This window comes from Pseudomonas mosselii, from assembly GCF_003205295.1.
GTDB classification, from domain to species: Bacteria; Pseudomonadota; Gammaproteobacteria; order Pseudomonadales; family Pseudomonadaceae; genus Aquipseudomonas; species Aquipseudomonas mosselii_B.
In genome coordinates this window covers 1-25308 of record NZ_QJRP01000040.1, presented here as the reverse complement: position 1 = coordinate 25308, position 25308 = coordinate 1, and the positions used below count along the sequence as shown (strand labels likewise).

Annotated in this window: 17 protein-coding genes; 3 read left to right on the top strand and 14 right to left on the bottom strand. The window is 66.7% G+C overall.

What is annotated here, in order from left to right; all coding sequences use genetic code 11:
* Nucleotides 1-9: 9 nt before the first annotated feature.
* The 5 genes from DMX06_RS23290 to DMX06_RS23270 form a co-directional block, all read right to left on the bottom strand.
* Nucleotides 10-789 (bottom strand): ATP-grasp domain-containing protein, encoded by a 780-nt coding sequence (locus DMX06_RS23290; protein ID WP_110739541.1) that lies wholly within the window; start codon nt 787-789, stop codon nt 10-12.
* Nucleotides 790-831: 42 nt separating this feature from the next.
* Complete coding sequence (locus DMX06_RS23285) at nt 832-1485, bottom strand: HD domain-containing protein (protein ID WP_110739540.1); 654 nt, start codon at nt 1483-1485, stop codon at nt 832-834.
* Between the two features lie 17 nt (nt 1486-1502).
* A complete protein-coding gene (locus tag DMX06_RS23280; RefSeq protein ID WP_189657284.1) occupies nt 1503-1721 on the bottom strand; it encodes a hypothetical protein in 219 nt (72 codons plus the stop codon).
* A 50-nt stretch (nt 1722-1771) separates the two neighbouring features.
* The gene (locus DMX06_RS23275; protein WP_110739539.1) at nt 1772-2155 is read right to left on the bottom strand and encodes a tautomerase family protein; all 384 of its coding nucleotides are present in this window, start codon (nt 2153-2155) and stop codon (nt 1772-1774) included.
* A gap of 99 nt (nt 2156-2254) precedes the next feature.
* The gene (locus DMX06_RS23270) at nt 2255-2572 is read right to left on the bottom strand and encodes a hypothetical protein (protein WP_110739538.1); all 318 of its coding nucleotides are present in this window, start codon (nt 2570-2572) and stop codon (nt 2255-2257) included.
* Between the two features lie 206 nt (nt 2573-2778).
* On the opposite strand from DMX06_RS23270, the gene bla reads away from it, so the two are divergent.
* Nucleotides 2779-3654 (top strand): class A beta-lactamase, encoded by an 876-nt coding sequence (gene bla, locus DMX06_RS23265; protein WP_110739537.1) that lies wholly within the window; start codon nt 2779-2781, stop codon nt 3652-3654.
* A gap of 39 nt (nt 3655-3693) precedes the next feature.
* Here bla and DMX06_RS23260 read toward each other — a convergent pair whose 3' ends face one another.
* The 5 genes from DMX06_RS23260 to DMX06_RS23240 form a co-directional block, all read right to left on the bottom strand.
* Nucleotides 3694-4557, bottom strand: a complete 864-nt coding sequence (locus tag DMX06_RS23260; RefSeq protein ID WP_110739536.1) for a sensor domain-containing diguanylate cyclase — start codon at nt 4555-4557, stop codon at nt 3694-3696.
* A gap of 319 nt (nt 4558-4876) precedes the next feature.
* Nucleotides 4877-5347, bottom strand: a complete 471-nt coding sequence (locus DMX06_RS23255) for an arsenate reductase ArsC (RefSeq protein ID WP_110739535.1) — start codon at nt 5345-5347, stop codon at nt 4877-4879.
* A gap of 15 nt (nt 5348-5362) precedes the next feature.
* A complete protein-coding gene (locus DMX06_RS23250) occupies nt 5363-6646 on the bottom strand; it encodes an arsenic transporter (RefSeq protein WP_110739534.1) in 1284 nt (427 codons plus the stop codon).
* 21 nt (nt 6647-6667) lie between these two features.
* Nucleotides 6668-7012 carry a metalloregulator ArsR/SmtB family transcription factor gene (locus DMX06_RS23245; protein WP_110739533.1) on the bottom strand — a complete coding sequence of 115 codons (345 nt, stop codon included), beginning with the start codon at nt 7010-7012 and terminating at the stop codon, nt 6668-6670.
* 287 nt (nt 7013-7299) lie between these two features.
* Nucleotides 7300-7602 (bottom strand): hypothetical protein, encoded by a 303-nt coding sequence (locus DMX06_RS23240; protein WP_309147760.1) that lies wholly within the window; start codon nt 7600-7602, stop codon nt 7300-7302.
* Between the two features lie 600 nt (nt 7603-8202).
* On the opposite strand from DMX06_RS23240, the gene DMX06_RS23235 reads away from it, so the two are divergent.
* A complete protein-coding gene (locus tag DMX06_RS23235; protein ID WP_181427886.1) occupies nt 8203-8994 on the top strand; it encodes a FecR domain-containing protein in 792 nt (263 codons plus the stop codon).
* A 6-nt stretch (nt 8995-9000) separates the two neighbouring features.
* Here the strand turns inward: DMX06_RS23235 and DMX06_RS23230 are convergent, their stop codons facing one another.
* The 4 genes from DMX06_RS23230 to DMX06_RS23215 form a co-directional block, all read right to left on the bottom strand.
* Entirely contained in the window at nt 9001-9609 is a 609-nt protein-coding gene (locus DMX06_RS23230) for a hypothetical protein (protein WP_110739530.1), read from the bottom strand.
* A 77-nt stretch (nt 9610-9686) separates the two neighbouring features.
* Complete coding sequence (locus tag DMX06_RS23225; RefSeq protein WP_110739529.1) at nt 9687-11015, bottom strand: TolC family outer membrane protein; 1329 nt, start codon at nt 11013-11015, stop codon at nt 9687-9689.
* 1 nt (nt 11016) lies between these two features.
* On the bottom strand, nt 11017-12354 hold the full coding sequence (locus DMX06_RS23220) for an HlyD family type I secretion periplasmic adaptor subunit (protein WP_110739528.1): 1338 nt from the start codon (nt 12352-12354) through the stop codon (nt 11017-11019).
* 6 nt (nt 12355-12360) lie between these two features.
* Nucleotides 12361-14097, bottom strand: coding sequence for a type I secretion system permease/ATPase (locus DMX06_RS23215; protein WP_110739527.1), 1737 nt, complete (start codon nt 14095-14097; stop codon nt 12361-12363).
* A gap of 658 nt (nt 14098-14755) precedes the next feature.
* Between DMX06_RS23215 and DMX06_RS23210 the strand changes: the two genes are divergently transcribed.
* Nucleotides 14756-25308 (top strand): peroxidase family protein (locus tag DMX06_RS23210; protein ID WP_110739526.1); only part of this gene is annotated, 10553 nt, incomplete at its 3' end.

Below are 25308 nucleotides of genomic sequence, written 5' to 3'. Positions count from 1 at the left end.
GATGTTTTCTCAGCGGCTCTTCAACAGGCCCACGAAGCGCTTTGTGGGCCATTCCTTGAGGTCGGATACCTGGCCGTCGCCCAGCTCCACCAGCCGCAGCACGCCATCGGCGCGCATCACCGTGTCGACCGAGAAGAACGGGCTGTCGATCCGCTTTGCGCACTCTCGCACCAGCTCGGGCACCTTGCCATCCGCCCCGTGGGCGCATCCATCGAGTACGAAGTAACGACGCTCGGTTTCCTCGAGGTAGCTTTCCCGCCGCCTGACGCAGATACCACCCTCGACCTGGCCGCGGTATTGGCGCATTTGGGCCACCAGCGGCGCGATCTCCCGAGGGCTGTCCACTAGGCTGCCGTTGCCGGTGTTCAGCGATTTCACATAGTCCTTGATGAAGTAGCCCGGCCATTGCAGGCCGGCGAGCGCCTGCTCGAAATCGGCGTCGTCGGGCAGTATCACCGTTTCGCTTGTATGTGCGGCCAGCAACGGGTACCACTGCGGCAGGTGATGACACTTCCGGTATTGCTCGGGACTGGTCAGCGCGACCGCGGTACTACCATGCAGCAGGTCGACCAGCACGGCGTAGGCCTCGGGCGTCAGCATCCAGCCCCGGTACAATATGCAATCGCCGGGCTTAAGGGCGCGGGAGGTTTCGAGCAGACCGGCTTCAAGGGCTTCGAACGAGAACAGCAGGGTGTCCAGTCCGGCCGCCAGCGCCGCGTTGTACTCCTCGGCGTACTGTTCATCGGGCTGTTTCAGGTTGAAGGGTTCGCAGGGATAGAGCAGTCGCATCGGGTTTGCTGTCCATGGCAAGGGTGGGAGGCGCAAAGGCTGTCAGTCTACCCCGATTTCCTCCATGAATTCGGCCAGGAACGACGCCAGCCGCTGATGCCTGAGCGCGGCCAGGCGCGCACCTTCGCCGGTCTGAAAGCCTGAGGCAAGCTTGAGCAGCTTGGTCTGGAAATGCTCGATGGCGAAGCGGTTGTCGCGATAGTCCCGCCCTGCGGCAGTGGGGTTCTCGGCGTCATAGAGTGCCGACCCCGTGCGACCGGCCACATAGAAACAGCGGGCGATACCGACGGCGCCGATGGCGTCCAGGCGATCGCTGTCCTGGAGGATCTGCGCTTCCAGGCTCTGCGGCGAAAGGCCCGCCGAGTAGCTGTGGGTCATCACCGCATGGGTTACCTGCTCGATGCGCGATAGCGGCCAGCCCATGTCGGCGAGGATCGCGGCGGCGCGTTCGGCCGACAGCGTCGAGGCCTGCGCACGCAAGGGCGAGTTCTTTTCCACCGCCACGCAATCGTGCAGCACGGTGGCGGCGAGCAGTACTTCGAGGTCGCCGCCTTCCCTGGCCTGGATACGCCGGACATTGCTCCAGACCCGTTGCAGATGGGCGAGGTCATGGGAGCCGTCGTTACTGTCGGCGGGCAGGTGGGGCAGCAACTCGGCTGCGAGGGCCTGCAAGGGGAAGAAGGGCGTGTTGGTCAATGAAGGGCTCCAGCGGATCAGGGGAAAGGCGCAACGTCGAATTGCCCCAGCAACAGCATCAGTAGCAGCAAGAGTACGACAAGGCCGATGGCCGCTGTCCACTCGGCTTCGGCGCGCTCGGTGTACCAGGCGCCCCTGGACGGATACCTGCCCAGCGTGGCCAGCTTCACCAGTGGCCAACCGAGCGGATAGCACAGGCTGCGGAACAGGACATGAACGGACAGTTCGCTGATCATCGGCGGCTCCTGCGGCCATGGTAAGGACGGTGCCAGGCTGCCCACTGCCGTCAACTGGCGTACTGGGCGATACCGTTGCCGAACGACCAGTTCTCCTTGCGCACCTCGACCAGGTTGATGAACACGTCCTGCGGCCGCACGCCGGCCTCGCGCTCGAAACCTTCGGCGATGGCCTGGTACAGCGCCTTCTTCTGCTCCAGGGTGCGGCCTTCGTTGAGGGTGATCTGGATGAACACCTGGCCGTCGGAGCGTTGGATGCCCAGGTACTGTGGGTCGTTCACCAGGCGGTCGCCATCGTGTTCGGTCAGCACCTGGAAATTGTCGTGCTCGGGCACATTGATCGTGCGCCGCATGCAGGCGTAGACGATCTTGCCGAGTGTGCGCAGATGAGTGGGGTCGGGGTGGCGCTTGATATCGATGCGTACCAGTGGCATGTGGACTCCTTGGACAATGGCCAGGCGAGACGCAATAGCTGGTAGGGCAGGGTCAGGCATGAGCCCGGACAGGCGCCGGGCTCGGAAAGGCAACTGCTGTTATTGTGGCAGCAGCTTGAGGGCGCGTTCGCTCGCGTTATTGAAGACCTCGATCAGCCTTTTCGCCAGGGCGTCTTCGATGGCCGCGGCGGTGAGCAGGCCCTGGGTGAAACCGATGCCCTGGTCCTTGGCGACAGCCAGCTGCTGGCTGTTCTCCGCCTCGGCCATGTCGCCCAGGTAGTGGGCTGCGCGATAGGCGTAGCGCTCGGGGAGTGTCAGCTGTTCGAGCTCCTTGAGCGAGAGGGCGAACTGGCTGGCGGCGGCGGGCTTCAGGCTGAGTTGCTCGAACTGGAGCAGGCTCAGGCGATCGGTAGTCAAGGCGAATCTCCGTTTCATTGCGGGAACACCCGGTTACTGTCCTGCCTTTTGCCGGTCAACGCAAGGGTGGCCAGGGCAGTGGCGCGAAAGAATCCGCTTTCCTACGGCATATTCGTTCCTCCTGGCCGGGTACAAGGAGGTGCTTGGCTCAGGTGCTAAAACGTTCTAGCCTTCGCGTTTTGCTCATTGTCGTAAGGAATGCCTGCATGATTCCCACCCTCAGTCGCCGCCGCGTGCTCCAGGGCGCGCTCGGCTGCTCGGCCCTGCTGACCCTGCCCGCCTGGGCGGACGACCCGCTGCGCCAGGCGATGCAACAACTCGAGGCGGCCAGCGGCAGCAGCATCGGCCTGTGGGCCCTGGACACCGGCAGCGGTCGACAACTGGCCTGGCGCGGCGAAGAGCGCTTCGCCTTCTGCAGCACCTTCAAGGCTGTCCTTGCCGGCGCCGTCCTGCACCGCAGCGTGTCCGAGCCGGGCTTGTTGGCGCGGCGCATTGCCTATGGCGCCGAGCAGTTGGTGGTCTATTCGCCGGTCACCGAAAAGCATGTCGGGCCGGGCATGACCGTCGCCGAGCTGTGCGCCGCCGCCGTGCAGTACAGCGACAACACCGCCGGCAACCTGCTGCTCGAGCTGGTCGGCGGTCCACCCGGGCTGACGGCGTTCGTCCGCGGCCTGGGCGATCCGACCTTCCGCCTCGATCGCAATGAGCCGACGCTGAACACCGCCTTGCCGGGTGATCCGCGTGACACCACGACGCCCTTGGCCATGGGCATGACCTTGCAGCGCCTGCTGCTCACCGATGGCCTGCCCGCCGCCGCGCAACAACAGCTGCAGGCCTGGCTCAAGGGCAACACCACCGGCGACACCCGCATTCGCGCCGGGGTGCCGAAGGACTGGGTGGTGGGCGACAAGACCGGTTCGGGCGATTACGGCGTGGCCAACGATGTCGCGGTCATCTGGCCCAAGGACCGGGCGCCGTGGATCCTGGTGGTGTTCAGCCGTGGCACGAAACAGGACGCGCCGTGGAACAGCGAGACGATCGCGGCGGCCACGCGGATCGTGGTGGAGGCCTGGAAGGGCTGAGCAATCGCACGGGCCTCATCGCGGGGCAACAACAGGCCATCACCCGACCCGCACTCGCCGCCGCTTCTTGCGGTACATCTCGCCATCGGCATGGCTGAGCAGGGTGTCGGCATCCTCGCCATCGGTGGGGTAGCAGGCCACGCCGATGCTGCAGGACGGCATCCTGACATCGCCGAACTCGGCGCCGAGCGGCTCCTCCATGACCATGGCGATCTGCTCGACCACCTCGTACACGGCGTCCTCCGATGGCACGTCGGTCAGCAGCACGATGAACTCGTCGCCGCCGATCCGTGCCACGGTGTCCGCCTCCTGCACGCTGTCCTGCAGGCGTCGGGCGATGGCGCACAGCACCCGGTCGCCGGCCGCGTGGCCGTGCACATCGTTGATGCCCTTGAAGTCGTTGACGTCGAGGAACAACAGGGCCAGCCGGCGCTGCTGCTGACGGGCGGCGCGCAGGGCCGTGGCCAGGCGGTCGTTGAACAGCGAGCGGTTGGTCAGCTTGGTCAGCGGGTCGTGATGGGCGAGAAAGCGCAGTTCCTGCTCGGCCTGGGTGAGGGCAGTGATGTTGCGCGCGACGCCGATCCGCGCGCCCACCTCGTCGGACCAGAAGGCCGCCCAGAGGATATGCACGATATCGCCATCCTTGCGCACATAGCGATTGCGAAAGTCGAAGTGCGGGGTGCCGTCCATGACCCGGACGATCGAGGCGCGGGTGGTTTCCAGGTCGTCCGGGTGCATGTAGCGGGTGATCGGGGTGCCGGTCAGTTCGTCGGCGCGGTAGCCGAGCAAGGCCTCGCAGGCATTGCTCACGAACACGATGGTGTCGTCCCGGTCGACCACGAACACGGTGTCCAGCATCAGGTGGATCAGCCTGGGGTAGAGCGCTTGCAGGTCGACGGGCATAGGGCAGGGGTGTCCGATACGGGTAGCCCGGTCATGGTCCGATCACGCAGGGCGGCGGCGCGAGGTCCTGCAAGCCGCCGGGGGCCGCTTGCCGCGCCCGTGCAGCATACACAGGGTCGGGGGCGCGGCACACTACCTGTGGGCAAGCAGACCGTCGGCTGCTTCAAGTGCCCTTGGCTGGCGGAAACGGCAATGACCTATCAGGCATGGCCACGTTGCAACAAATAGGTGCGGATTCATCCGCGATGCGCCGCGCGGGCGGCGCTCGATCTTGTAGGCGCTGCAACTCTAATGTCGAACCCCTCGAAAGGACCAGTCCTCAGAGCCTGCCGATCTTTTCCAGCTCAACCCCAAGCTGATCGCGCCCGAGGCGGTCCAGGGGCAGGGTGAAGAACGCCCGGCAGCGCCGTTCGATATGCGCCAGGGTGGCGCGGAAGGCGGCGTCGATGGTCTGCTCGTCGCCCACCACCTCGGACGGGTCCGCCAGTCCCCAGTGGCACTTCAGCGCCGGGCCGAAGTACACCGGGCAGGTTTCTCCGGCGGCCTTGTCACACACGGTGATGACGATGTCCGGCAGGTTGTGCGCGAAGGCGTCGTTGCCTTTGCTGCTCAGCCCCTCGATGGCGATGCCGGCCTGTTGCAGGGTGCTCAGGCTGCGCGGCAGCACCTGGCCCCGGGGAAAGCTGCCGGCGCTCACGGCCTGCAAGCCCGGCGGCGCCAGGTGGTTGAACAGGGCTTCGCTGAGGATGCTGCGGCAGCTGTTGGCTGTGCACATGAACAGGACTCGCATGGGGCGCTCCGGGTATCAAAGGCTCAGGCGCAAGGCCAGGGCCGAGAGGGTGATCAACAGGACCGGCAGGGTCAGCAGGATGCCGACCTTGAAGTAGTAGCCCCAGGTGATGCGCATGCCCTTGCGCTCCAGCACGTGCAGCCAGAGCAGGGTGGCGAGGCTGCCGATGGGGGTGATCTTGGGGCCCAGGTCGCAGCCGATGACGTTGGCGTAGATCATCGCTTCGCGTACCAGACCCTGGGCATCGCTGGCCTGGATCGACAAGGCGCCGATGAGCACGCTGGGCATGTTGTTCATCACCGACGACAGCAAGGCGGCGAGCAGGCCGGTACCGAGGGTGGCACTCCACAGGCCGTGCGCGGCCAGGCGGTCGAGCAGTTGCGTGAGCAGGTCGGTGAGGCCGGCGTTCTTCAGGCCGTACACCACCAGGTACATGCCCAGCGAGAAGATCACCACCTGCCAGGGCGCCTCGCGCAGCACGCGGCGGGTGGAGATGCGATGGCCGCGGGCGGCGACGGCGAACAGCATCGCCGCGCACACCGCCGCCACCGCGCTGACCGGCACGCCCAGCGGTTCCAGGGCGAACAGCCCGACCAGCAGCACCAGCAGCATCCAGCCGCCGACCACGAAGGTGGCGCGGTCATGGATCGCCGCTTCGGGGGCCTTGAGCGCATCAAGGGCATAGTGACGCGGCAGGTCGCGACGGAAGAACAGCCACAGCACGCCGAGGGTGGTGGCGACGCTGACCAGGTTCACCGGGACCATCACCGCGGCGTACTCGCCGAAGCCCAGGCCGAAATAGTCCACCGAGACGATATTGACCAGGTTCGACACCACCAGCGGCAGGCTCGCGGTGTCGGCAATGAAACCAGCGGCCATGACGAACGCCAGGGTCGTGGCGGCCGAGAATCGCAAGGCCAGCAGCATCGACATGACGATGGGGGTGAGGATCAGCGCGGCGCCGTCGTTGGCGAACAGCGCCGACACCGCCGCGCCCAGCAGCACGCAGAAGGCGAACAGGCGGTAGCCGCTGCCATTGGCCCAGCGCGCCACATGCAGGGCGGCCCATTCGAAGAAGCCGGCTTCATCGAGCAGCAGGCTGATGATAATGATGGCGATGAAGGTGGCCGTGGCGTTCCAGACGATGGCCCAGACCGCCGGGATGTCCTGCAGCGAGACCGCGCCGACGGCCAGGGCGATCAGCGCGCCGAGTGCCGCGCTCCAGCCTACGCCCAGGCCACGGGGTTGCCAGATCACCAGCACCAGGGTGAAGACGAATACCGCGATCGCGATCAGCATGGGTGTTTTCCGGGGGCAGGTTCAGCAGCAGGCGGCGCGTTGCGGGCGGCCGTCCATGTGCTGCAGGCGGGTGGTGTTGTCGTGCAGCCAGGTTTCGTTGGCTCGCAGGGTCAGCTGCAGCAGGTCATGCACCCAGGCGGGGAGCTGCGGGGCGAGGCGGTAGTACACCCACTGGCCCTGGCGGCGGTCCTGCAACAGGCCGCAGTTGCGCAGTTGGGCCAGGTGGCGACTGATCTTCGGCTGGCTGTCGCCGAGGGCGCACATCAACTCGCAGACGCACAACTCGCCCGACTGGGCGATCAGCAAGGTGGCGCGGGCGCGGGTCTCGTCGGCGAGGCATTTGAATACCTCGGGAGGCGTGAGCATGGTGATGGCCTATACATATGGAAAATCGAATATACGTATTTTCATATGTATCTTGCAACCCTATCCGGTGGATGACTTCGGTGCAGAAGATTGGGCTGTGCTGTGCGCAGGGAACTGGACCTCTGTGGGAGCGGCCTTGCGTCGCGAAAGGGACGCGTAGCGGCCCCTGATTTCGAGCCACCATCGAAATTGCCGGGGCTGCTGCGCAGCCCTTTCGCGACGCAAGGCCGCTCCCACAGGGCCTGGTTAAATCAATGAGTTACGGTTTTTGGCAGCGCGTGGGCTGTTCAGCGGCGATAGTAGCGGTGGTCGTCGTCATGGCGATGACGCAGGGCGCGCTCGTGATGGCGTTCCCAGTAGCGTTGCCGTTCCATTTCCCGGCGGTGCTGCTCCCGGCGCCATTGTTCGCGGCGCCACTGTTCCCGACGCCAGTCGTCACGGTGATCGTGCCAGCGCTCGTCGCGCCGGTAGCGGTCGTCATGGGCCAGCAGCGCTGCCGAGGGTGCGCTGGCCAGGCTTGGCCAAGGGTTTTCGCTGGCCTGGCGGTCTGCCAGGTCGAGTGTGTGTGCGGGAGGTGTCGAGGTCTTCATCGGTGCGGCGGATGCTGAGCCTGCAGCCGCGAGTGCGAACAGGCCAACGAGCAGCATGCATGGAGCAGGGAGTTTCATGAGAGAAGACAACCTCTGAATGGCAGGTGAGCGTGCGTTCGGTGGCTGTTGGAGAAGCCGTGGAGCGCACTCACCCAATAGACCGGGAAAATGGAAAAAGTTCTGGAGGGGGGGCTTCGGGAGGTGCTCGCCGCAGCTCTTGCAGCGCCTATGAGATCGAGCGCCGCCCGCGCGGCGCATCGCGGCACAAGGCCGCTCCCACATTTGTTGCAACGTGCCGAACCTGTCAGGCCATGGCTGCCCGCCTTGGTGCATGTCTTGAGATAGGTGAGGCGCCAGTGGTGCCCACCCTGAAACTGCGTCGGACCAACAAGGCGGACCAGGTAATGGCACAGGATTGCCTGGCCCGAAACAGATGTAGGAGCGGCCTTGTGCCGCGATGCGCCGCGCGGGCGGCGCTCGATCTGATAGGCGCTGCAAGGGTTACGGCGAACACCCCCAGAGCGAGTCAGAGCAACTGGCAAAAAGTAAATGATAAGAATTATCATAAGCACCTTTTCGCCCTCCCCAGAGAGTCGCCGCATGTCTTCAACCCACCGCGACCCGGCACTGGACCTGATTCAGAACGGTAATACCGAGCCGCTGGGCACCCAGGGTGGCCGGGCGAAGGTGTCACGGCGAACGCTGCTCGGCGGCCTGACCGCGACCGGCGTACTCCTCGCCAGTGGCTATGGTGTGATCCAGTGTGGCGTGCTGCCAACCCTGTTCAGCGATTGCTCCACTGGCACGGGGCAGCGACGCGGTTGGCGACTGGCACCGGGCCTTTCGGTGCTACTGGACAGCCGCAGCGCACTGGACAACGTTGGCCGCGCCGTGACCCTGCAACGTGGTCGGGTGCTGCTGGAGGTGACACAGGGCGCCGGTGTCAGCCTGCGAACCACCCAGGTACGGATCATGCCGGGGCAGGCGGCGCGTTTGATCGTCCAGCAGCAAGCATCCGCCACCCTGGTGCAGATGCTTGATGGCGTGGCATCGATCGCGTGGGGTTCGGCCGCTCCGCTGGCACTGGACGCCGGGTGGCAGCAACTGTTCGGCGACACGGGCAGCACCCCGAGGGTAGCACTGCCAGCCGGGGCCGGCGCCTGGACCCACGGACACCTGTTGGCCGAGCGCATGCCCCTGGCCGAGGTGCTCGAGGAACTCGACAACTATCGCCCAGGCGTGCTCAGGTGCGACCCGCGGGTCGCGCGATTGCAGGTCAGCAGGTCATTGTCCCTCGACCAGCCGGATGCCAGCCTGATACTGCTGACCGAGACCCTGCCGGTTCGGATCCAGCGGGTACTGGGGTACTGGGCCAACGTGGTGCCGGCCTGAGCCCACTCACTTCACCTGGCCGTTGTACACCACGGTCGCGGCGCCATCCTTCTTGATGGTCAGCTTGTTACCTTCGGCCATGCTTTCGACCATTTCCGAACAACCGTCCACCTCGGCCTTGCCGTCCACGTACTCGCCGCTGGTGTCGAAGCTGAAGACATAGGTGGACGCCGGGCAGGCATTGCCGCCTTCGCCCGTGGACACCACCAGCACATAGCGGCTCGGGCCGAAGGCGTAGGCTTTCTCGATAGCGACGTAGCCGGTGCCTTCGGCGTCGGCGACGACGGACTCCATGACGTTCATCACGCCTGCCCGGGACTGGTAGTTCAACGCGGTGCCCATTTCCATGCCTTGGACGCTGAACGGACCGGCGCCTTCGTCGCTGATCGGCAGCGGCTCATAGGCGATGCTCGGTGCCAGCGGTGCGGTGACGGTAGGCTTGGCCAATAGCGCGGCCTGAGGCTGCGGGTTGACGCACTGGCCGCTTTCACAGATGCGCTCACCCTTGCAGTCGGTGTCCTTGGCGCATTGGCTGGTCGCCGCGGTGGTCTGGTCGGCCTTGTCGCAGCCGGCGATGGCCAGGGTGAGGAGGGTGAGGGCAAGCAGTCGCTTCATCAGCGAAGTCCTTTTCATGGATGAGGGCTGAGCAGTATCGCCAAACTGTGGGCCGATGTCGCGGGCTGTATCTCGATCTAGTTGTTCACCAACAACTCCGGCCCCAGGTACCGGTTGATCTGGTCGATGTCGTCATCCCCCAGGCTGCCCACCGCCGAGGCCAGGCGCAGGCGCGACATCAGGTAGCGCAGCTTGGCCTCGAACAGGTCATGCCGTGCCACGAACAGCAGCTCCTCGGCGTCGAGCACATCGGCGTTGGTGCTGGTGCCGCCGGCACTGAAACCCTTGCGTGCCGACAGCAGCGAGCGTTCGTTGGAGGCCACCGCCTTTTCCAGCGCGTGCACGCGCAGGGCGCCGCTTTGCACGCCGCGAAACTCGCGGGTGGTGCCAGTGATGACTTCCTGTCGCGTGGCATCGAGCTCGTCCAGGGCCTTGGCGCTGTTGGCGCTGGCCTGGCGGCTCAGCGCGCTGACGCCGCCGCCGCTGTACAGCGGGATGTTCAGCTCCAGGCCGATCGAACTGTAGTGGTTGCGCTGGTTCAGCTCGGAGATCGACTGGCTCTTGCCAGCGGTGTAGCCGGCGACGAAGTCTAGGGTCGGCCAGTGGCCGGCCTTGGCGCGCTTGACCTCTTCCTCGGCCAGCACATAGCCGTGCCGGCGCGCCTGGATCACCGGGCTGTTTGCCTGGGCCCTGGCCAGCCAGTCGCGCAGGTTGTCCGGGAGCAGCGGCGGGGTGGCGAAGTCCGCTTGCAGGGTGGTCAGCGACGTGGGTGTCTCACCGATGTATTCGGCCAGCTTGCGCCTGGCGTTGGCCAGGTTGTCCTGGGCCTCGATCAGTTCGGCCTCGGCGAGGTCGCGCCGGGCCAGGGATTCGTCGATGTCGGTGATGGTGCCGGCCCCCAGCTGCATGCGTCGCCTGGCCGAGCCGAGCTGCTCCTCGAAGGCACCGAGCTTGGCCCGGGCCAGGGTGATGGTCTCGCTGGCCAGGAGCACGTCGAAGTAGCTGTCGGCCAGGCGCACGGCGGCGTCCTGGCTCTTGGCGTCGAACACCGCCACGCTGTAGTCGGCGCGTTGCTGGCCCTGTCGGTATTCGGCCATCTTCTGCTTGTTGAACAGCGGCTGGCGCAGGCGCAGGTTGGCGCCGGTGGCGTCATAGTCGAGGTCGTTGTCGATGCCGTGCTGGCGCTGGCTGCCGTCGATGCGGTTGGCGTAGGCCGAGGCGTTGACCTGCGGCAGCAGGCCGGCCTGGCCGATGGCGCGGTTTTCCAGGCCGGCCTGCTGTTCATGCACCGCGGCGCGGTAGATCGGCCCCTGGTACTGCAGCAGGTCCCAGGCCTGCTTGAGGTCCATGGCGCCGGCCGGCAACGACAGCGTCAGCAGGCACAGGCCAAGGCAATGGCGATTCATCTCATTGCTCCTTGAACGCGGCGTCGACGCGTTCGAGCAGGGGTTTGAGCAGGTAGCTCAGCAGGTTGCGCTCGCCGGTCTTGATGGTGACGGTGGCGGGCATGCCGGGGCGGATATGGTTGCTGCCAAGCAAAGCCATGCCGTCGGCCGTGACCTCCACCTGGGCCAGGTAGAACGGCTGCTTGCTCTCCTCGTCGAGCAGGCGGTCGGCGGAGACGGTCAGCACGCGCCCGGGAATGTTCGGCGTGCTGGCGTGGTTGAAGGCGGGGAAGGCGATGTCCACGGCCAGGCCCGGGGTCATGCGGTCGATGGCCTGCACCGGGATCATCGCGTCGACCTGCAGCGGCTCGTCGAGCGGGACGATCTCCATGATCCGGCTGCCGGGCTGGACCACCCCGCCGACGGTGGCGATGCTCAAGGCCTGGACCATGCCGTCGATGGGCGCGCGGATGATCGTATGGGTCACTTCGTAGTCCAGGGCGCGCAGGCGGTCGGCCAGGGTGGTGCTTTCCTTGGCGGTGTCGGTCAGCTGCGACTGCACCTCCTTGAGGTAGTCGTGGCGGCGCTGCAGGACGCGCAGCCTGAGCTCGTTGATCTGGCTGCGCACCCGGGCGATGTTGTTGAGGTTCTCGGCCTGGCCGGCGGAGAGGTCGGCGTTGCTGCGCTCAAGCTCCAGCAGGCGGTTGCGCGGTACATAGCCTTCGGCCGCGAGCATGCGCGTGCCTTGCAGTTCCTGGCCGAGGAAGCCGATCTGCGAGGCGCGGGCGCCATACACCTGCTGCAGGCCCTTGAGCTGCACCGCCGAGGCGGCGAGGTTCTCCTCGAGGATGCCGATCTCGCCGGCCAGACCCGCGCGCCGGGTCGCCAGCAGGTGCTGTTGCAGGTCCATGGCCGCCAAAAGGCGCGGGTCGTCTTCGAACTGGCGCAGCAGGGCAGGGGCGAAGGTTACCGTGTCGTGGCCGTCGCGTTCGGCCTCCAGGCGATTCTCCACGGTCTTGCTGACGATGTACTGGGCGCTGACTGCGCCTTGCTCGGCCAGCGCATGCAGGGCGTCGAGGCGCACCAGCGCCTGGCCTTTGTTCACCCGCTCACCCTCGTGCACCAGGATCGCTTCGACGGTGCCGCCGGTCAGGTGCTGCACGGCCTTGCGGTTGCTGGTGACCTTGACCGTGCCGGTGGCGACCACACCGGCGTCCAGGGGCGCCAGCCATGACCACAGGAGGAAACCGCCGAAGCCGGCGAGCACCAGCCACAGGCCCCAGCGCACGGGTTTGCCGACGTCGAGGTCGATCGGGTTGGCGTCGGCCGGAAGCAGTTCGGTTTGCATGGAATGGATCATGATCGGTCACTCCCGTACCTTGACGGCGGCCAGCGGGGTCGCGGCGCCAGCGGGGATCACGCTGGCCGTGCGCAGGGCGGCGAACACTTCTTCACGGCTGCCGAGCATCTGCACGGCGCCGTCGCGCAGCATCAGCACCTTGTCGACGGCGCAGAGCACGTTGGGGCGGTGCGAGATCAGCACCACCGTGGCGCCGCGGCCCTTGAGTTCGGCCAGGGCGTCGACCAGGGCCTTCTCGCCGAGGTCGTCGAGGTTGGCGTTCGGTTCGTCCAGCACGATCAGGTTGGGTTCGCCGTACAGCGCGCGGGCCAGGGCGATACGCTGCTTCTGACCGCCGGACAGCGGGCCGCCGTCGCTGTCCAGGCGGGTGTCGTAGCCTTGGGCAAAGCGCAGGATCATGTCGTGCACGCCGGCGCTTTTGGCGGCGCGGATCACCGCCTCGCTGTCCACCTCGGCGAAGCGGGCGATGTTGTCGGCGATGCTGCCTTCGAACAGCTCGACATCCTGGGGCAGGTAGCCGAGCCAGGGGCCCAGTTCACGCTTGTTCCAGGTGAAGATGTCGGCGCCGTCCAGGCGCACCTTGCCGGCCTGGGCCGGCCACACCCCGACCAGCAACCGCGCCAGGGTCGACTTGCCCGAGGCGGACGGGCCGATCACCCCGAGGCTCTCACCCGGGGTCAGGCCCAGACTGACACCGCGCAGGATGGTGCTGCCGGTGCCGGGCGCGCCGGCATACACGTTCTCCACCGCCAGCATGCCCAGCGGCCGTTGCAGCGACATGCTCGGCGGGCGCTGCGGATAGTCCTGCAGCAAGCCGTTGAGCCGGCCCCAGGCCAGGCGGCAGCCGAGCAACGGCTTCCACGCGGCGATCACCTGCTCTACCGGGCCCAGGGCCCGGCCGGTCAGGATCGAGCAGGCGATCATCATGCCCGGGGTGATCTTGCCCTCGATCGCCAGCAGGGCCCCGGTGCCGAGGATCAGCGACTGCAGGGTGATGCGCACGAAGCGCCCGATGCTGCCGATGACGGCGGCGCGGTCGGAGGCCAGGGTCTGCATCTGCAGGATGCGCAGGTGGCTCTGGAACCAGCGCTGGCTGATCGACGCCAGCATGCCCATGGCCTCGATCACCTCGGCGTTGCGCAGGTTGTTGTTGGCGTAGTGAGCGCAGGCGAGGGCGGCGTGGTTGGCCTCGCCCAGGGGCTGCTTGGTGGCCTTTTCGGTGAGCCAGGCCAGTGCCGCGAGGATCAGCGAGCCGACCAGCGTGACCAGGCCGAGCAGCGGGTGGATCAGGTAGGCGACGAGCAGGTAGATCGGTGTCCAGGGCGCGTCGAAAAAGGCGAACAGGCCGTTGCCGGTGAGGAACTGACGCACCTGCGCCAGGTCCTGCAGGGCCTGGCCGGGGCTGCCGCCGGCACGGCTGAGGTTGCGCTCGAAGGCGGCGCTGAACAGGCGTCGGTTGAGCGCCATGTCCAGGCGGTTGCCGACCCGCACCAGCACCCGGCTGCGCAGCATCTCCAGGGTGGTCATCAGCAGGAACAGCCCCACCACCAGCACCGTCAGCATGCCCAGGGTCGTGAGGTTGCGGCTGACCAGCGCGCGGTCGTACACCTGCAGCATGTACACGGCAGGCGTCAACATCATGACGTTTATCACCCCGCTGAACACCGCCAGGGCATAGAAACTGCGTCGCAGTTGAAACAGTGCCTCGGCCAGCTCGGAGCGGGTACCTGTCTGCCTGGTCATCGGGGGAGCCTCCCTCTGCGCAAAATGCCGGCCGCCGTTGCGGTGGTCGGGCTAAAAGCCTTGTGGTTGCTGGCCTGCAGAAGGTCTGTCGCTCTTTTGGCGGGTTATTCCGAATACGCTGCAGGGCGCCCACAAGCAGCAGAGTAGGTTGCGTAGAAACATCTTGTAATATCTTTTTGCTCTATGGATTCCTTCAAGTTCCTATTAAAAACAGTGGCTTGATAAGCATTATCGATGCGCGACATTTTTTGCTGACGAGATATTGACAATATTTTGCCGCGCAACTTTAGTCTTAATCAGTTCGTGGGAACTTTCGCCGCAGGCCTGCTGTCGCCCGGACCCCTCGCGAATCCTTGTCGACATTCCTGTGGGAGCAGAACATGGCTCGTCTCCTGTTCTTGTACCGAGTGAATGGGCTCTACAGGACGTTCCCCTGCCATTCGAGAAACCATGGCCCGCCCCGGGCCCGGGGGCGCCGCGCCTGAGCGACGGCGAGCCCTGAACCTTCGCGAATCCGAGGCATGTAGCCCGCACGACGGGTAACGCGGTTGCGCGCCCGTATTCGCCATAAAAAAACCGAACCGCATGACCGTGCACGCCACCGACCGGGCGCGACGGGCGCCTGCGCCTCGCTCCCGACAGACAGAGGTCAACCATCATGGCCAATTTCAGCAAGTCCGACCTGCAATTCATCCTCCAGCAGATCTTCATCGCCGAGGCCCACGCCCAGGGCGCCAGCCTCATCGACTTGCTGCCCAACAGCCAGGTGCCGTTCGGCCTGCGCACCGTCGACGGCAGCTACAACAACCTGGTGACCGGGCAAAGCGAGTTCGGCGCCTCGGACAACGCCTTCCTGCGCTTGATGGATGCCCAGTACCGCGCGGCGTATTCCGGCACCGGCACGGTGAGCGACAGCCAGCCGCGCACCATCAGCAACCTGATCGTCGACCAGACCGCCAACAACCCGGCCGCGGTCGATGCCAACGGCGGCGCCGCCCCGGTGCTCAGCCCCGGCATCGACGGGGTGTTCGGCACCGCCGATGACAAAGAGGTGTTCTTCATTCCCAACCAGTCGCCGGATGCCGGTCTGACCGCCGGCTTCAACGCCTGGATGACCTTCTTTGGTCAGTTCTTCGACCACGGCCTGGACCTGGTCACCAAGAGCAGCAGCCAGATGGTGTTCATCCCGCTGCAACCGGACGACCCGCTGTACGTGGCCAACAGCCCGACCAACTTCATGGTGCTGCCGCGTGCCGTGCGCACGGCCGGTGCCGATGGCGTGGTCGGTACCGCCGACGATGGCCAGCCCAACACCACCTCGCCCTTCGTCGACCAGAGCCAGACCTACAGCTCGCACCCCTCGCACCAGGTATTCCTGCGCGAGTACGCCCTCGACGCGGCCGGTCACCCGGTGGCCACTGGGCGGTTGATCACCAACCGTGACCTGGGCGCCGATGGCAAGTTCGGCACCAGCGACGATGGCAACGGCGAGAACGGCGGCATGGCCACCTGGGCCGTGGTCAAGGCCCAGGCCCGCGACATCCTCGGCATCAACCTGACCGACGCCGACGTGCACCGGGTGCCACTGCTGGCCACCGACGCCTATGGCAACTTCCTGCGTGGGCCCAACGGCATGCCGCAGGTGGTGATCCGCGTGGGCAATGGCGCCGACGGCATTGCCGGCACCGCCGACGACGTCACCCAGCTGGTCGAAGGCAACCGCGCCGCGCCCATCAGCCTGGTCAATGCCGTGAGCAGCGGCCATGGTTTTCTCGACGACATCGCCCACAACGCCGAGCCGGTGCTGGTCGGCGGGGTGCTGCAGGCCGATGCCGACAGTGCCGTGGGCAATGCCCAGCCCATGGGCCCGGGCGGCAACAACCTGACCTACGACAACGAACTGCTCGACGCCCACTACATCGCAGGTGACGGCCGGGTCAACGAGAACATCGGCCTGACCGCCGTGCACCACGTGTTCCACGCCGAGCACAACCGCCTGGTCCAGCAGACCAAGGACACCATCCTTGTCTCGGGCGACCTGGCGTTCCTCAACGAGTGGCTGATCGACGATGTGGCCGCCTTGCCCGCCACGCCCGCCGAGGTGGCGGCGCTGGTATGGAATGGCGAACGCCTGTTCCAGGCGGCCAGGTTCGGCACCGAGATGCAGTACCAGCACCTGGTGTTCGAGGAGTTCGCCCGCACCATCCAGCCACAGATCGACGAGTTCCTCGCCCCCAGCGGCTACGACACCTCGATCAACCCGGCGATCCTCGCCGAATTCGCCCATGTGGTGTACCGCTTCGGCCACTCGATGCTGACCGAGACCGTCGACCGCTTCGACCCGGCGTTCAACCCGATCCTCAGCGATCCGGACAACCCGGACCAGCAACTGGGCCTGATCGCCGCCTTCCTCAACCCGCTGGCCTTCGCCGGCAGCGGCGCCACCGCCGATGAAGCGGCCGGGGCGATCATCCGTGGCGTGACCCGCCAGCTCGGCAACGAGATCGACGAATTCGTCACCGAGGCGCTGCGCAACAACTTGCTCGGCCTGCCCCTGGACCTGCCGGCGCTGAACCTGGCCCGTGGCCGCGACACCGGCATCCCTTCGCTCAACGAGGCGCGGCGCGAGTTCTACGCCATGACCGGCGACAGCCAGCTCAAGCCCTACATCAGCTGGGTCGACTTTGCCGACCACCTCAAGCACCCCGCGTCGCTGGTCAACTTCATCGCCGCCTACGGCACTCACGCCTCGATCACCTCGGCGACCACCCTGGTCGACAAGCGCGCTGCCGCCCTGGCCCTGGTGCTGGGCGGCAGCGGCGCGCCGTCCGACCGCCTGGACTTCCTCAACGGCAGCGGCGCCTGGGCCAACGTGACCAAGGCCGGCAAGGACGGCGTGCTGGGCACCGCGGACGACCTGAGCGGGGTGACGGTGACCGGGGTCGACGCCATCGACTTCTGGGTCGGCGGCCTGGCCGAGCAAAAGATGCCCTTCGGCGGCATGCTCGGCTCGTCCTTCAACTTCGTCTTCGAGACCCAACTGGAGGCCCTGCAGAACGGCGACCGCTTCTATTACCTGTCGCGTACCGCGGGCCTTAACTTCGGCGCGGAGCTGGAGAACAACTCGTTCGCCAAGCTGATCATGGCCAACTCGGATGTCACCCACCTGTCCAACACCGTGTTCCTCACCCCGAGCTTCACCCTCGAGGTCAACCAGGCCAACCAGTTCACCGGCCTTGGCGCCGACGGTCGCGCCGACCCCACCGGAGGGATCGAGATCAACGGCGTGGAGATCGTGCCGCTGGTCATTCGCGACAACCCCGACACCGTCGGGCCGGACGACAACTACCTGCACTACACCGGCGAAGACCACGTGGTGCTCGGCGGTACCTCGGGCGATGACATCATCCTTTCCGGCGAAGGCGACGACACGCTCTATGGCGATGGCGGCAACGACTACCTCGAAGGCGGCGCCGGCAACGATGCCGTGCTCGGTGGCGCAGGCGACGACATCATCACCGATTCGTTCGGCGACAACCGCCTGGAAGGCAACGCCGGCAACGACGTGATCGTCGCCGGCAGCATGCTCGCCGCCGGCAACCTGATCCTCGGCGGCGACGGCCAGGACTTCATCATCACCACCGAGGACATCAGCACCACCTTCGGCGGACAGGGCGACGACTTCATCCTCGGCGCCAAGACCAACCTGCCGCCCACCGGCAACGAAGGCGACGACTGGATCGAGAAGGGCACCCAGGACGGCGCGCCGGGCGACAACTTCGCGCCGCTGCTTACCGATGAAGTGGTGGGCAACGACATCTTCGTCGGTGGCGGCGGCTTCGACGAAATGATCGGCGAGGGCGGCGACGACATCTTTGTCGGCAGCGATGCCCAGGACAAGATGGACGGCATGTCCGGCTTCGACTGGATCACCTACAAGAACGACCAGGTCGGCGTCACCGCCGACCTGAGCCTGGCCGCGCTGGCACAGCCCCATGGCAACGCGCCGAACCAGAACGCCGGGGTGTTCAACCCGGTCGGCGCCTCGCCGGCGTCGATCCTCGATCGCTTCGCCGAGGTCGAGGGGCTGTCCGGTTCGCGCTTCGCCGACGTGCTCAAGGGCGACGACGTCGATGCGGTCACCATCCTCAACCATGGCGGCACCACCGGCAGCGCCCTGAGCAATGTCGCGCTGATCCGCGGCTTGGCGCAGTTCCTCGCCGACGCCGGGCTGCCGACCACGGGCTTTGCCACCGGCAACATCCTGCTGGGTGGCAATGGCAGCGACCTGATCGAGGGCCGTGGCGGCGACGACCTGATCGACGGCGACAAGTGGCTCAACGTGCGCATCGCGGTCTACGCCGCCGATGACGTCGACCACACTGGGCCTGAGATCGCCAGCTTCGACAGCATGGTCGAGATGATCCCGTTCATGCTCGACCGTACCTACAACCCCGGCCAGCTCAAGGCCATCCGGGAAATCCTGCCCGGCACCTCGACTGGCGGCGCGGCCTTCGACACCGCGGTGTTCTCCGGGGTGCAGGCCGAGTACGTGGTGACCCAGGACACCCGCGGCACCGCCGACCTGGCGGACGATGTGTGGACCGTGGCCGATACCGTGGCCGGGCGTGACGGCACCGATACCCTGCTGCACATCGAGCGCCTGCAGTTCGCCGATGCCCAGCGCGTGCTGGTGCCGGGGCTGAACGCGCAGCCGACCGGCAGCCCGAGCCTCAGTGACGGCAACGGTGGCGCGATCACCGTGGGCGATATCCTCAGCGTGAGCATGGCCGGGGTGCGCGACGGCGACAACGTCACGGCGGGCAACCCGCTGGGCACCCTGGTCAATGCCTCGGTGTCCTACTACTGGCAGTTCGAGGCCGACCCCGGCAGCGGTGTGTTCGAGGACATCATCCTGCTGCCGGCCGGCGACCTGGCGTTCCAGAGCGCCGATGGCACCGCGTTCAAGGTGTCGCCGGACCTGGTCGGCCTGTCGCTGCGGGTCAAGGCGATCTACCAGGACGCCCACGGCACCACCGAGGTGCTGTTCTCCGCGCCCACCAGCGTGGTCGAGGCCGGCGCGCCGGTGGTGCCGACCGTGCCCACGCCAGTGGTCGATGCCAGCGCGGGGGGCGAGGGCCTGCACATGGTCCGCTCCGACCTCAACTTCATCCTTGCCCAGATCAAGATTGCCGAAGCGGATGCCGCCGGGCAGGACATCCTCTCGCTGATCCCCAACATCCGCGCGCCCCTGGGCCTGCGCGCGGTCGACGGCTCGAACAACAACCTGATGAACCTCAATGGCCATGACCACACCGAGTATGGCGCCGCCGACAATGTCTTCCCGCGCCTGACCGACCCGGTGTTCAATGCCGCCGAGGGCGCGCCTGCCGGGTTCTTTGGCCCCGGCTCACCGGCCATTCCCGGCTCGTCGTACCAGCAGACCAGCGGCTACGTGTTCGACTCGCAGCCGCGCACCATCAGCAACCTGATCGTCGACCAGACCTCGAACAACCCGGCGGCCTACGCCAGCGCCTACGACCCCGGCGCCAACGGCGTGCTGGACTTCGGCACGCCGGGCAACGACGACCAGCTCAAGGACGGTGTGCGGGTGGTCGCCAGCCCCGGCATGGACGGCCAGTTCGGCACCGGCGACGATCATGATGTCTTCCTGTTCGAGAACACCTCGGCGGATGCCGGGCTGTCGGCGCCGTTCAACGCCTGGATGACCTTCTTCGGCCAGTTCTTCGACCATGGCCTGGACCTGGTCACCAAGGGCGGTTCGGGGACCATCTTCATCCCCCTGCAGCCGGACGACCCCCTGTACGTGCCTGGCGGCGCCGCCAATTTCATGGTGCTGACCCGCGCCACCAACCTGCCAGGGCCGGACGGCATCCTCGGCAACGCCGATGACATCCATGAGCACACCAACACCACCACGCCGTTCGTGGACCAGAACCAGACCTACAGCTCGCACCCCTCGCACCAGGTGTTCCTGCGTGGCTACCAGCTCACCGCCAGTGGCCCTGTCGCCACCGGCCGGCTGATCACCAACCGCGACCTGGGCGCCGACGGCAAGTTCGGTACCGGCGACGACAGCGAGATCGGTGGCATGGCCACCTGGAAGGTGGTCAAGGCCCAGGCCAACGACATCCTCGGCATCCACCTGACCGACGCCGACGTCGACAACGTGCCGCTGCTGGCCACTGATGCTTACGGCAACTTCATCAAAGGGCCGCATGGCTATCCGATGGTGGTGATGAAGGGCGCCGACGGCCTGGGCGGCACCGCCGATGATGTGCTGGTCGAAGGCAACCCGTTGGCGCCGATCGACCTGACCAACGCCGTGCGCACCGGCCATCAGTTCCTTGCCGATATCGCTCACAATGCCGTGCCGGTATCCATCGGTGGCGTGCTGGCGCCGGATGCCGACAGCGCCACCGGCAACGCCGTGCCGGTCAATCCGCACACCGGTGCCAACCTGGCCTACGACAACGAACTGCTGGACGCCCACTACATCGCCGGCGATGGCCGGGTCAACGAGAACATCGGCCTGACCGCCGTGCATGCGATCTTCCACTCAGAGCACAACCGGCTGGTGGCGCAGACCCAGGACACCGTGCTCGACTCGGGCGACCTGGCCTTCCTCAACGAGTGGCTGCTGACCCCGGTCAGCGCCTTGCCCGCCAGCCAGGCCGAGATCGACGCCCTGATGTGGAACGGCGAGCGATTGTTCCAGGCGGCCAAGTTCGGCACCGAGATGCAGTACCAGCACCTGGTGTTCGAGGAGTTCGCCCGCACCATCCAGCCGCGTGTCGACCTGTTCTTCGCCCCGACCCAGGTCTACGACGTCGACCTCGATGCCTCGATCGTCGCCGAGTTCGCGCACACCGTGTACCGCTTCGGCCACTCGATGCTGACCGAGACCGTCGACCGTTTCGACATCGATTTCAAGGTGATCGGCGACCCGGCCAGCGCCAACCCCGAGCAGCAGATGGGCCTGATTGCGGCGTTCCTCAACCCGCTGGCCTACGCCGCCAGCGGCGTGACCCCCGAGGAGGCGACCAGCGCCATCGTGCGCGGGGTGACCCGCCAGGCCGGCAACGAGATCGACGAGTTCGTCACCGAGGCGCTGCGCAACAACCTGCTCGGCCTGCCGCTGGACCTGCCGGCGATCAACATCGCCCGTGGCCGCGATGTCGGCATCCCCTCGCTGAACGCCGTGCGCCGCGACATCTTCGGGCAGACCGGTGATACCCAGCTCAAGCCCTACACCAGCTGGGTCGACCTGGTGCAGCACCTCAAGCACCCGGAGTCCTTGATCAACTTCATCGCCGCCTACGGCACCCACGGCTCCATCACCTCGGCCACCACCCTCGACGGCAAGCGCGCCGCGGCCCTGGCCCTGGTGTTCGGTGGCGCGGACGCGCCGTCCGACCGCCTGGACTTCCTCAACGGCAGCGGCAGCTGGGCCAACGTGACGCTGGCGGGCAAGGATGGGGTGCTGGGCACTGTCGATGACCTCAAGGGCGTAACCGTGACCGGCGTCGATGCCATCGACCTGTGGATTGGCGGCCTGGCCGAGGCCAAGACCCCGTTCGGCGGCATGCTCGGCAGCACCTTCAACTTCGTGTTCGAGAACCAGCTGGAGAAACTGCAGGACGGCGACCGCTTCTATTACCTGGAGCGCACCGCCGGCCTGTCGATGAACGCCGAGCTGGAAAGCAACTCGTTCGCCAAGCTGATCATGGCCAACACCTCGGCCACGCACCTGCCGGGCCTGGTGTTCTCCGACCCCGGGTTCTACCTGGAGCTGGACCGCAGCAAGCAGTACAACGACGGCCTGGGCAACGCCGACCCGCTCGGCGACAACGGCCAGCAGGTGGTGTTCCGCGACAGCCCGCTGACCGTCGGGCCCGACAGCAACTACATCCGCTATGCCGGTGACCAGCACATCGTGCTGGGCGGCACCCAGGGCGACGACATCCTGGTCTCCAGCGAAGGCGACGACACGGTCTGGGGCGACGGCGGCAACGACCGCATCGAAGGCGGCTACGGTAACGACCAGCTGCGCGGCGGTGCAGGCGACGACATCATCAGCGACATGGGCGGCGACGATAACATCCAGGGCGGCGACGGCAACGATGTGCTGCATGGCGGCAATGGCGTCAACCTGATCATCGGCGGCTTCGGCAACGATTTCATCGTCACCGGCGAGGATGCTTCCGAGGCCATCGGCGGCCAGGGCAACGACTTCATCCTCGGCAGCAAGGCCAACGAGCAGGACATGGGCAACGAAGGCGACGACTGGATCGAGAAGGGCACCTCGGACGGCGCCCCCGGCGACAACTTCGACCCCCTCGGCAACGACCCGGTGATCGGCAACGACGTGTTCGTCGGCGGCAACGAGAACGACAAGTTCAACGGTGAAGGCGGCGACGACATCATGGTCGGCAGCCTCGGCTTCGGCGATCGCTACATCGGCGGTTCCGGCTATGACTGGGCGACCTTCAAAGGCCTGGCCCAGGGCGTGACCGTCGACTACAGCGACCGCTTCTTCGATGTGCCGCCGGTACCGGGATCGGGGGCTTCGGCGCTGGTGCGCTTCGACATCATGGAAGGCCTGTCGGGCTCGGCGCACGGTGACTTCCTGCGCGGCGACAACGAGGACGCCACCTCGTTGCCGACCGCCGGGGCCACCGGCAGCGTGCTCACCAACATCAGCCTGATCAACGGCCTGGCCGGGCTGCTGCCGGCCGGCGCGACCTTCTACGACGGTGGCAACATCATCCTCGGTGGCAGTGGCAGCGACCTGATCGAAGGACGTGGTGGTGACGATATCCTCGACGGTGACAAGTGGCTGAACGTGCGCATCAGCGTGCGTGCCAACAGCGACGGCAGCGGGCCGGAGATCGCCTCGTTCGACAGCATGGAGCCGATGGTGCCGCTGATGCTCAAGGGCACCTACAACCCCGGCCAGCTGGTGATCGTGCGGGAGATCCTCAGCGGTACCGACCAGTACGACACCGCGCTGTTCTCCGGCATCGCCACGGACTACCGCATCGTCGTCGAGGGCAACACGGTGATCGTCACCGACACGGTGGTCGGCCGCGACGGCGTCGATCGCCTGACCGGCATCGAGCGCCTGCAGTTCGCCGACGGCGCCCAGGCTTCCGGCGTGGGCAGCGCGGTGAACAACGGCCCCAGCGGCCACCTGGCGATCGTCGACGATGCCACCGGCCTGCGCGATGACACGCCCGTGGCCGGGCAGTTGCTGCGGGTCAGCGACCTGGCGGTGCATGACGCCGACAACCAGGGCGCGAGCAACCCCAGCGGCGCGCTGAGCGGGCCGGTGGCCTACTACTGGCAGGTGGAGAACATCCCCGGCACGGGCGTCTACGAGGACATCACCTTCGTCGCCGCCGGCGAGGTCTCGCGGGCGATCGGCAGCACCTACCGGGTGGCGGACGATGTCGCCGGCCTGAACATCCGCGTGCGGGCGGTGTACCAGGACGCCAAGGGCACCCTGGAGATCGTCGACTCCTCGGCCAACAGCGCGCCCAGCAGCGGGCCCGCCGTGGCCGGGCTGCTGGTGCAGAACCAGGTGCTGAGCGCCAACCCGGCGACCATCGTCGACGCCGACGGCATCGGCAGCGCGCCGTTCACCTTCCAGTGGCAGATGAACAACGGCGCCGGCTGGGTCGATATCGCCGGTGCCACCGCCAGTACCTTCACCCTTGGCCAGCCCCAGGTCGGCCAGCATGTCCGGGTGCAGGTGGGCTACGTGGATACCTTCGGCGTGGCCGAGCGCGCCGCCTCCGACATCCTCGGACCGGTGGCCAACGTCAACGACGCGCCGACTGGCACGGTGCTGATCAGCGACACCACGCCGGACCAGGGGCAGCTGCTGACTGCCTCGACCGCCGGCATCGCGGATCTCGACGGGCTGGGCGCCTTCAGCTTCCAGTGGCAGCAGGGCGTGGGCGGCAACTTCGTTGACATCGCTGGCGCCACCACGGCGAGCTACACCCCGGGCTTCGCCCAGGGCAACCAGCAATTGCGAGTGATCGTGCGCTACACCGACGGCTTCGGCGCCCAGGAAACCGTGACCTCCGCCGCGACCACGGCGGTGCGCCTGCTGACCGGCGTCACCCTGGTGGGCACCAATGCGGCGAACACACTCACCGGCGGCGCTGGCAACGATGTGCTGCGCGGCCTGGGCGGCAACGACACGCTCAATGGCCTGGGCGCGGTGGACCAGCTGTTCGGTGGGGCGGGCAACGACATCCTCAACGGCGGTGACGACGGCGACTTCCTGTTCGGCGAGGACGGCAACGACACCCTCAACGGTGGCGTTGGCGCGGATGCCATGGACGGCGGCCTCGGCAACGACACCTTCGTGGTCGACAATGCCGGCGACAGCGTTGTCGAGGCGGCTGGTGGCGGTACCGACCTGGTGCAGACCAGCCTGCTCAGCTATCAGCTTGGCGCCAACGTCGAGAACCTCACCTTCACCGGCAGCGGCAACTTCACAGGCTTCGGCAACGCGCTGGCCAACACCCTCACCGGCGGGGCCGGCAACGACCAGCTCGATGGCGGTGCCGGTGGTGACCGGATGGTGGGCGGTGCCGGCAACGACACCTATGTCGTCGACTCCACCTCGGATGTGGTGGTCGAGGCGGGTGGCGGTGGCATCGACACCGTGCTGACCGCGCTGGCCAGCTACAGCCTGAGCGCCAACGTCGAGAACCTGACCTACACCGGCGTCGGCAACTTCGTCGGCACCGGCAACGGGCTGAACAACGTCATCACCGGCGGTGCCGGCAACGACACCCTCAGTGGCGACGGCGGCAACGATACCCTGGTCGGCAACGCCGGCAACGACACGCTCAACGGCGATGCCGGCAACGACCAGTTGATCGGTGGCCTCGGCGCCGACAGCCTGAACGGGGGGGGCGGCGACGACAGTCTCGACGGGGGGGATGGCGATGATTCGCTCAATGGCGGTGTCGGCAACGACACGCTGCAGGCCGGGGCGGGCAACGACAACCTCGACGGTGGCGTCGGCATCGATGTGGTGGTCGGTGGCGACGGCAACGACACGGTGCTGGGCGGTGGCGGCAACGATGTCGTGCAGGGCGGTAACGGCAACGACTTCGTCGATGGCGGGGCCGGTGACGACATCGTCAGCGGCGGTGCCGGCAATGACTC

What these genes read in the sequence shown, in the direction of transcription:
- DMX06_RS23290 (WP_110739541.1), bottom strand. Translation starts at nt 789, where the DNA reads ATGCGACTGCTCTATCCCTGCGAACCCTTCAACCTGAAACAGCCCGAT.
- DMX06_RS23280 (WP_189657284.1), bottom strand. Translation starts at nt 1,721, where the DNA reads ATGATCAGCGAACTGTCCGTTCATGTCCTGTTCCGCAGCCTGTGCTAT.
- DMX06_RS23275 (WP_110739539.1), bottom strand. Translation starts at nt 2,155, where the DNA reads ATGCCACTGGTACGCATCGATATCAAGCGCCACCCCGACCCCACTCAT.
- bla (WP_110739537.1), top strand. Translation starts at nt 2,779, where the DNA reads ATGATTCCCACCCTCAGTCGCCGCCGCGTGCTCCAGGGCGCGCTCGGC.
- DMX06_RS23260 (WP_110739536.1), bottom strand. Translation starts at nt 4,557, where the DNA reads ATGCCCGTCGACCTGCAAGCGCTCTACCCCAGGCTGATCCACCTGATG.
- DMX06_RS23255 (WP_110739535.1), bottom strand. Translation starts at nt 5,347, where the DNA reads ATGCGAGTCCTGTTCATGTGCACAGCCAACAGCTGCCGCAGCATCCTC.
- DMX06_RS23250 (WP_110739534.1), bottom strand. Translation starts at nt 6,646, where the DNA reads ATGCTGATCGCGATCGCGGTATTCGTCTTCACCCTGGTGCTGGTGATC.
- DMX06_RS23245 (WP_110739533.1), bottom strand. Translation starts at nt 7,012, where the DNA reads ATGCTCACGCCTCCCGAGGTATTCAAATGCCTCGCCGACGAGACCCGC.
- DMX06_RS23240 (WP_309147760.1), bottom strand. Translation starts at nt 7,602, where the DNA reads ATGAAGACCTCGACACCTCCCGCACACACACTCGACCTGGCAGACCGC.
- DMX06_RS23235 (WP_181427886.1), top strand. Translation starts at nt 8,203, where the DNA reads ATGTCTTCAACCCACCGCGACCCGGCACTGGACCTGATTCAGAACGGT.
- DMX06_RS23230 (WP_110739530.1), bottom strand. Translation starts at nt 9,609, where the DNA reads ATGAAGCGACTGCTTGCCCTCACCCTCCTCACCCTGGCCATCGCCGGC.
- DMX06_RS23225 (WP_110739529.1), bottom strand. Translation starts at nt 11,015, where the DNA reads ATGAATCGCCATTGCCTTGGCCTGTGCCTGCTGACGCTGTCGTTGCCG.
- DMX06_RS23220 (WP_110739528.1), bottom strand. Translation starts at nt 12,354, where the DNA reads ATGATCCATTCCATGCAAACCGAACTGCTTCCGGCCGACGCCAACCCG.
- DMX06_RS23215 (WP_110739527.1), bottom strand. Translation starts at nt 14,097, where the DNA reads ATGACCAGGCAGACAGGTACCCGCTCCGAGCTGGCCGAGGCACTGTTT.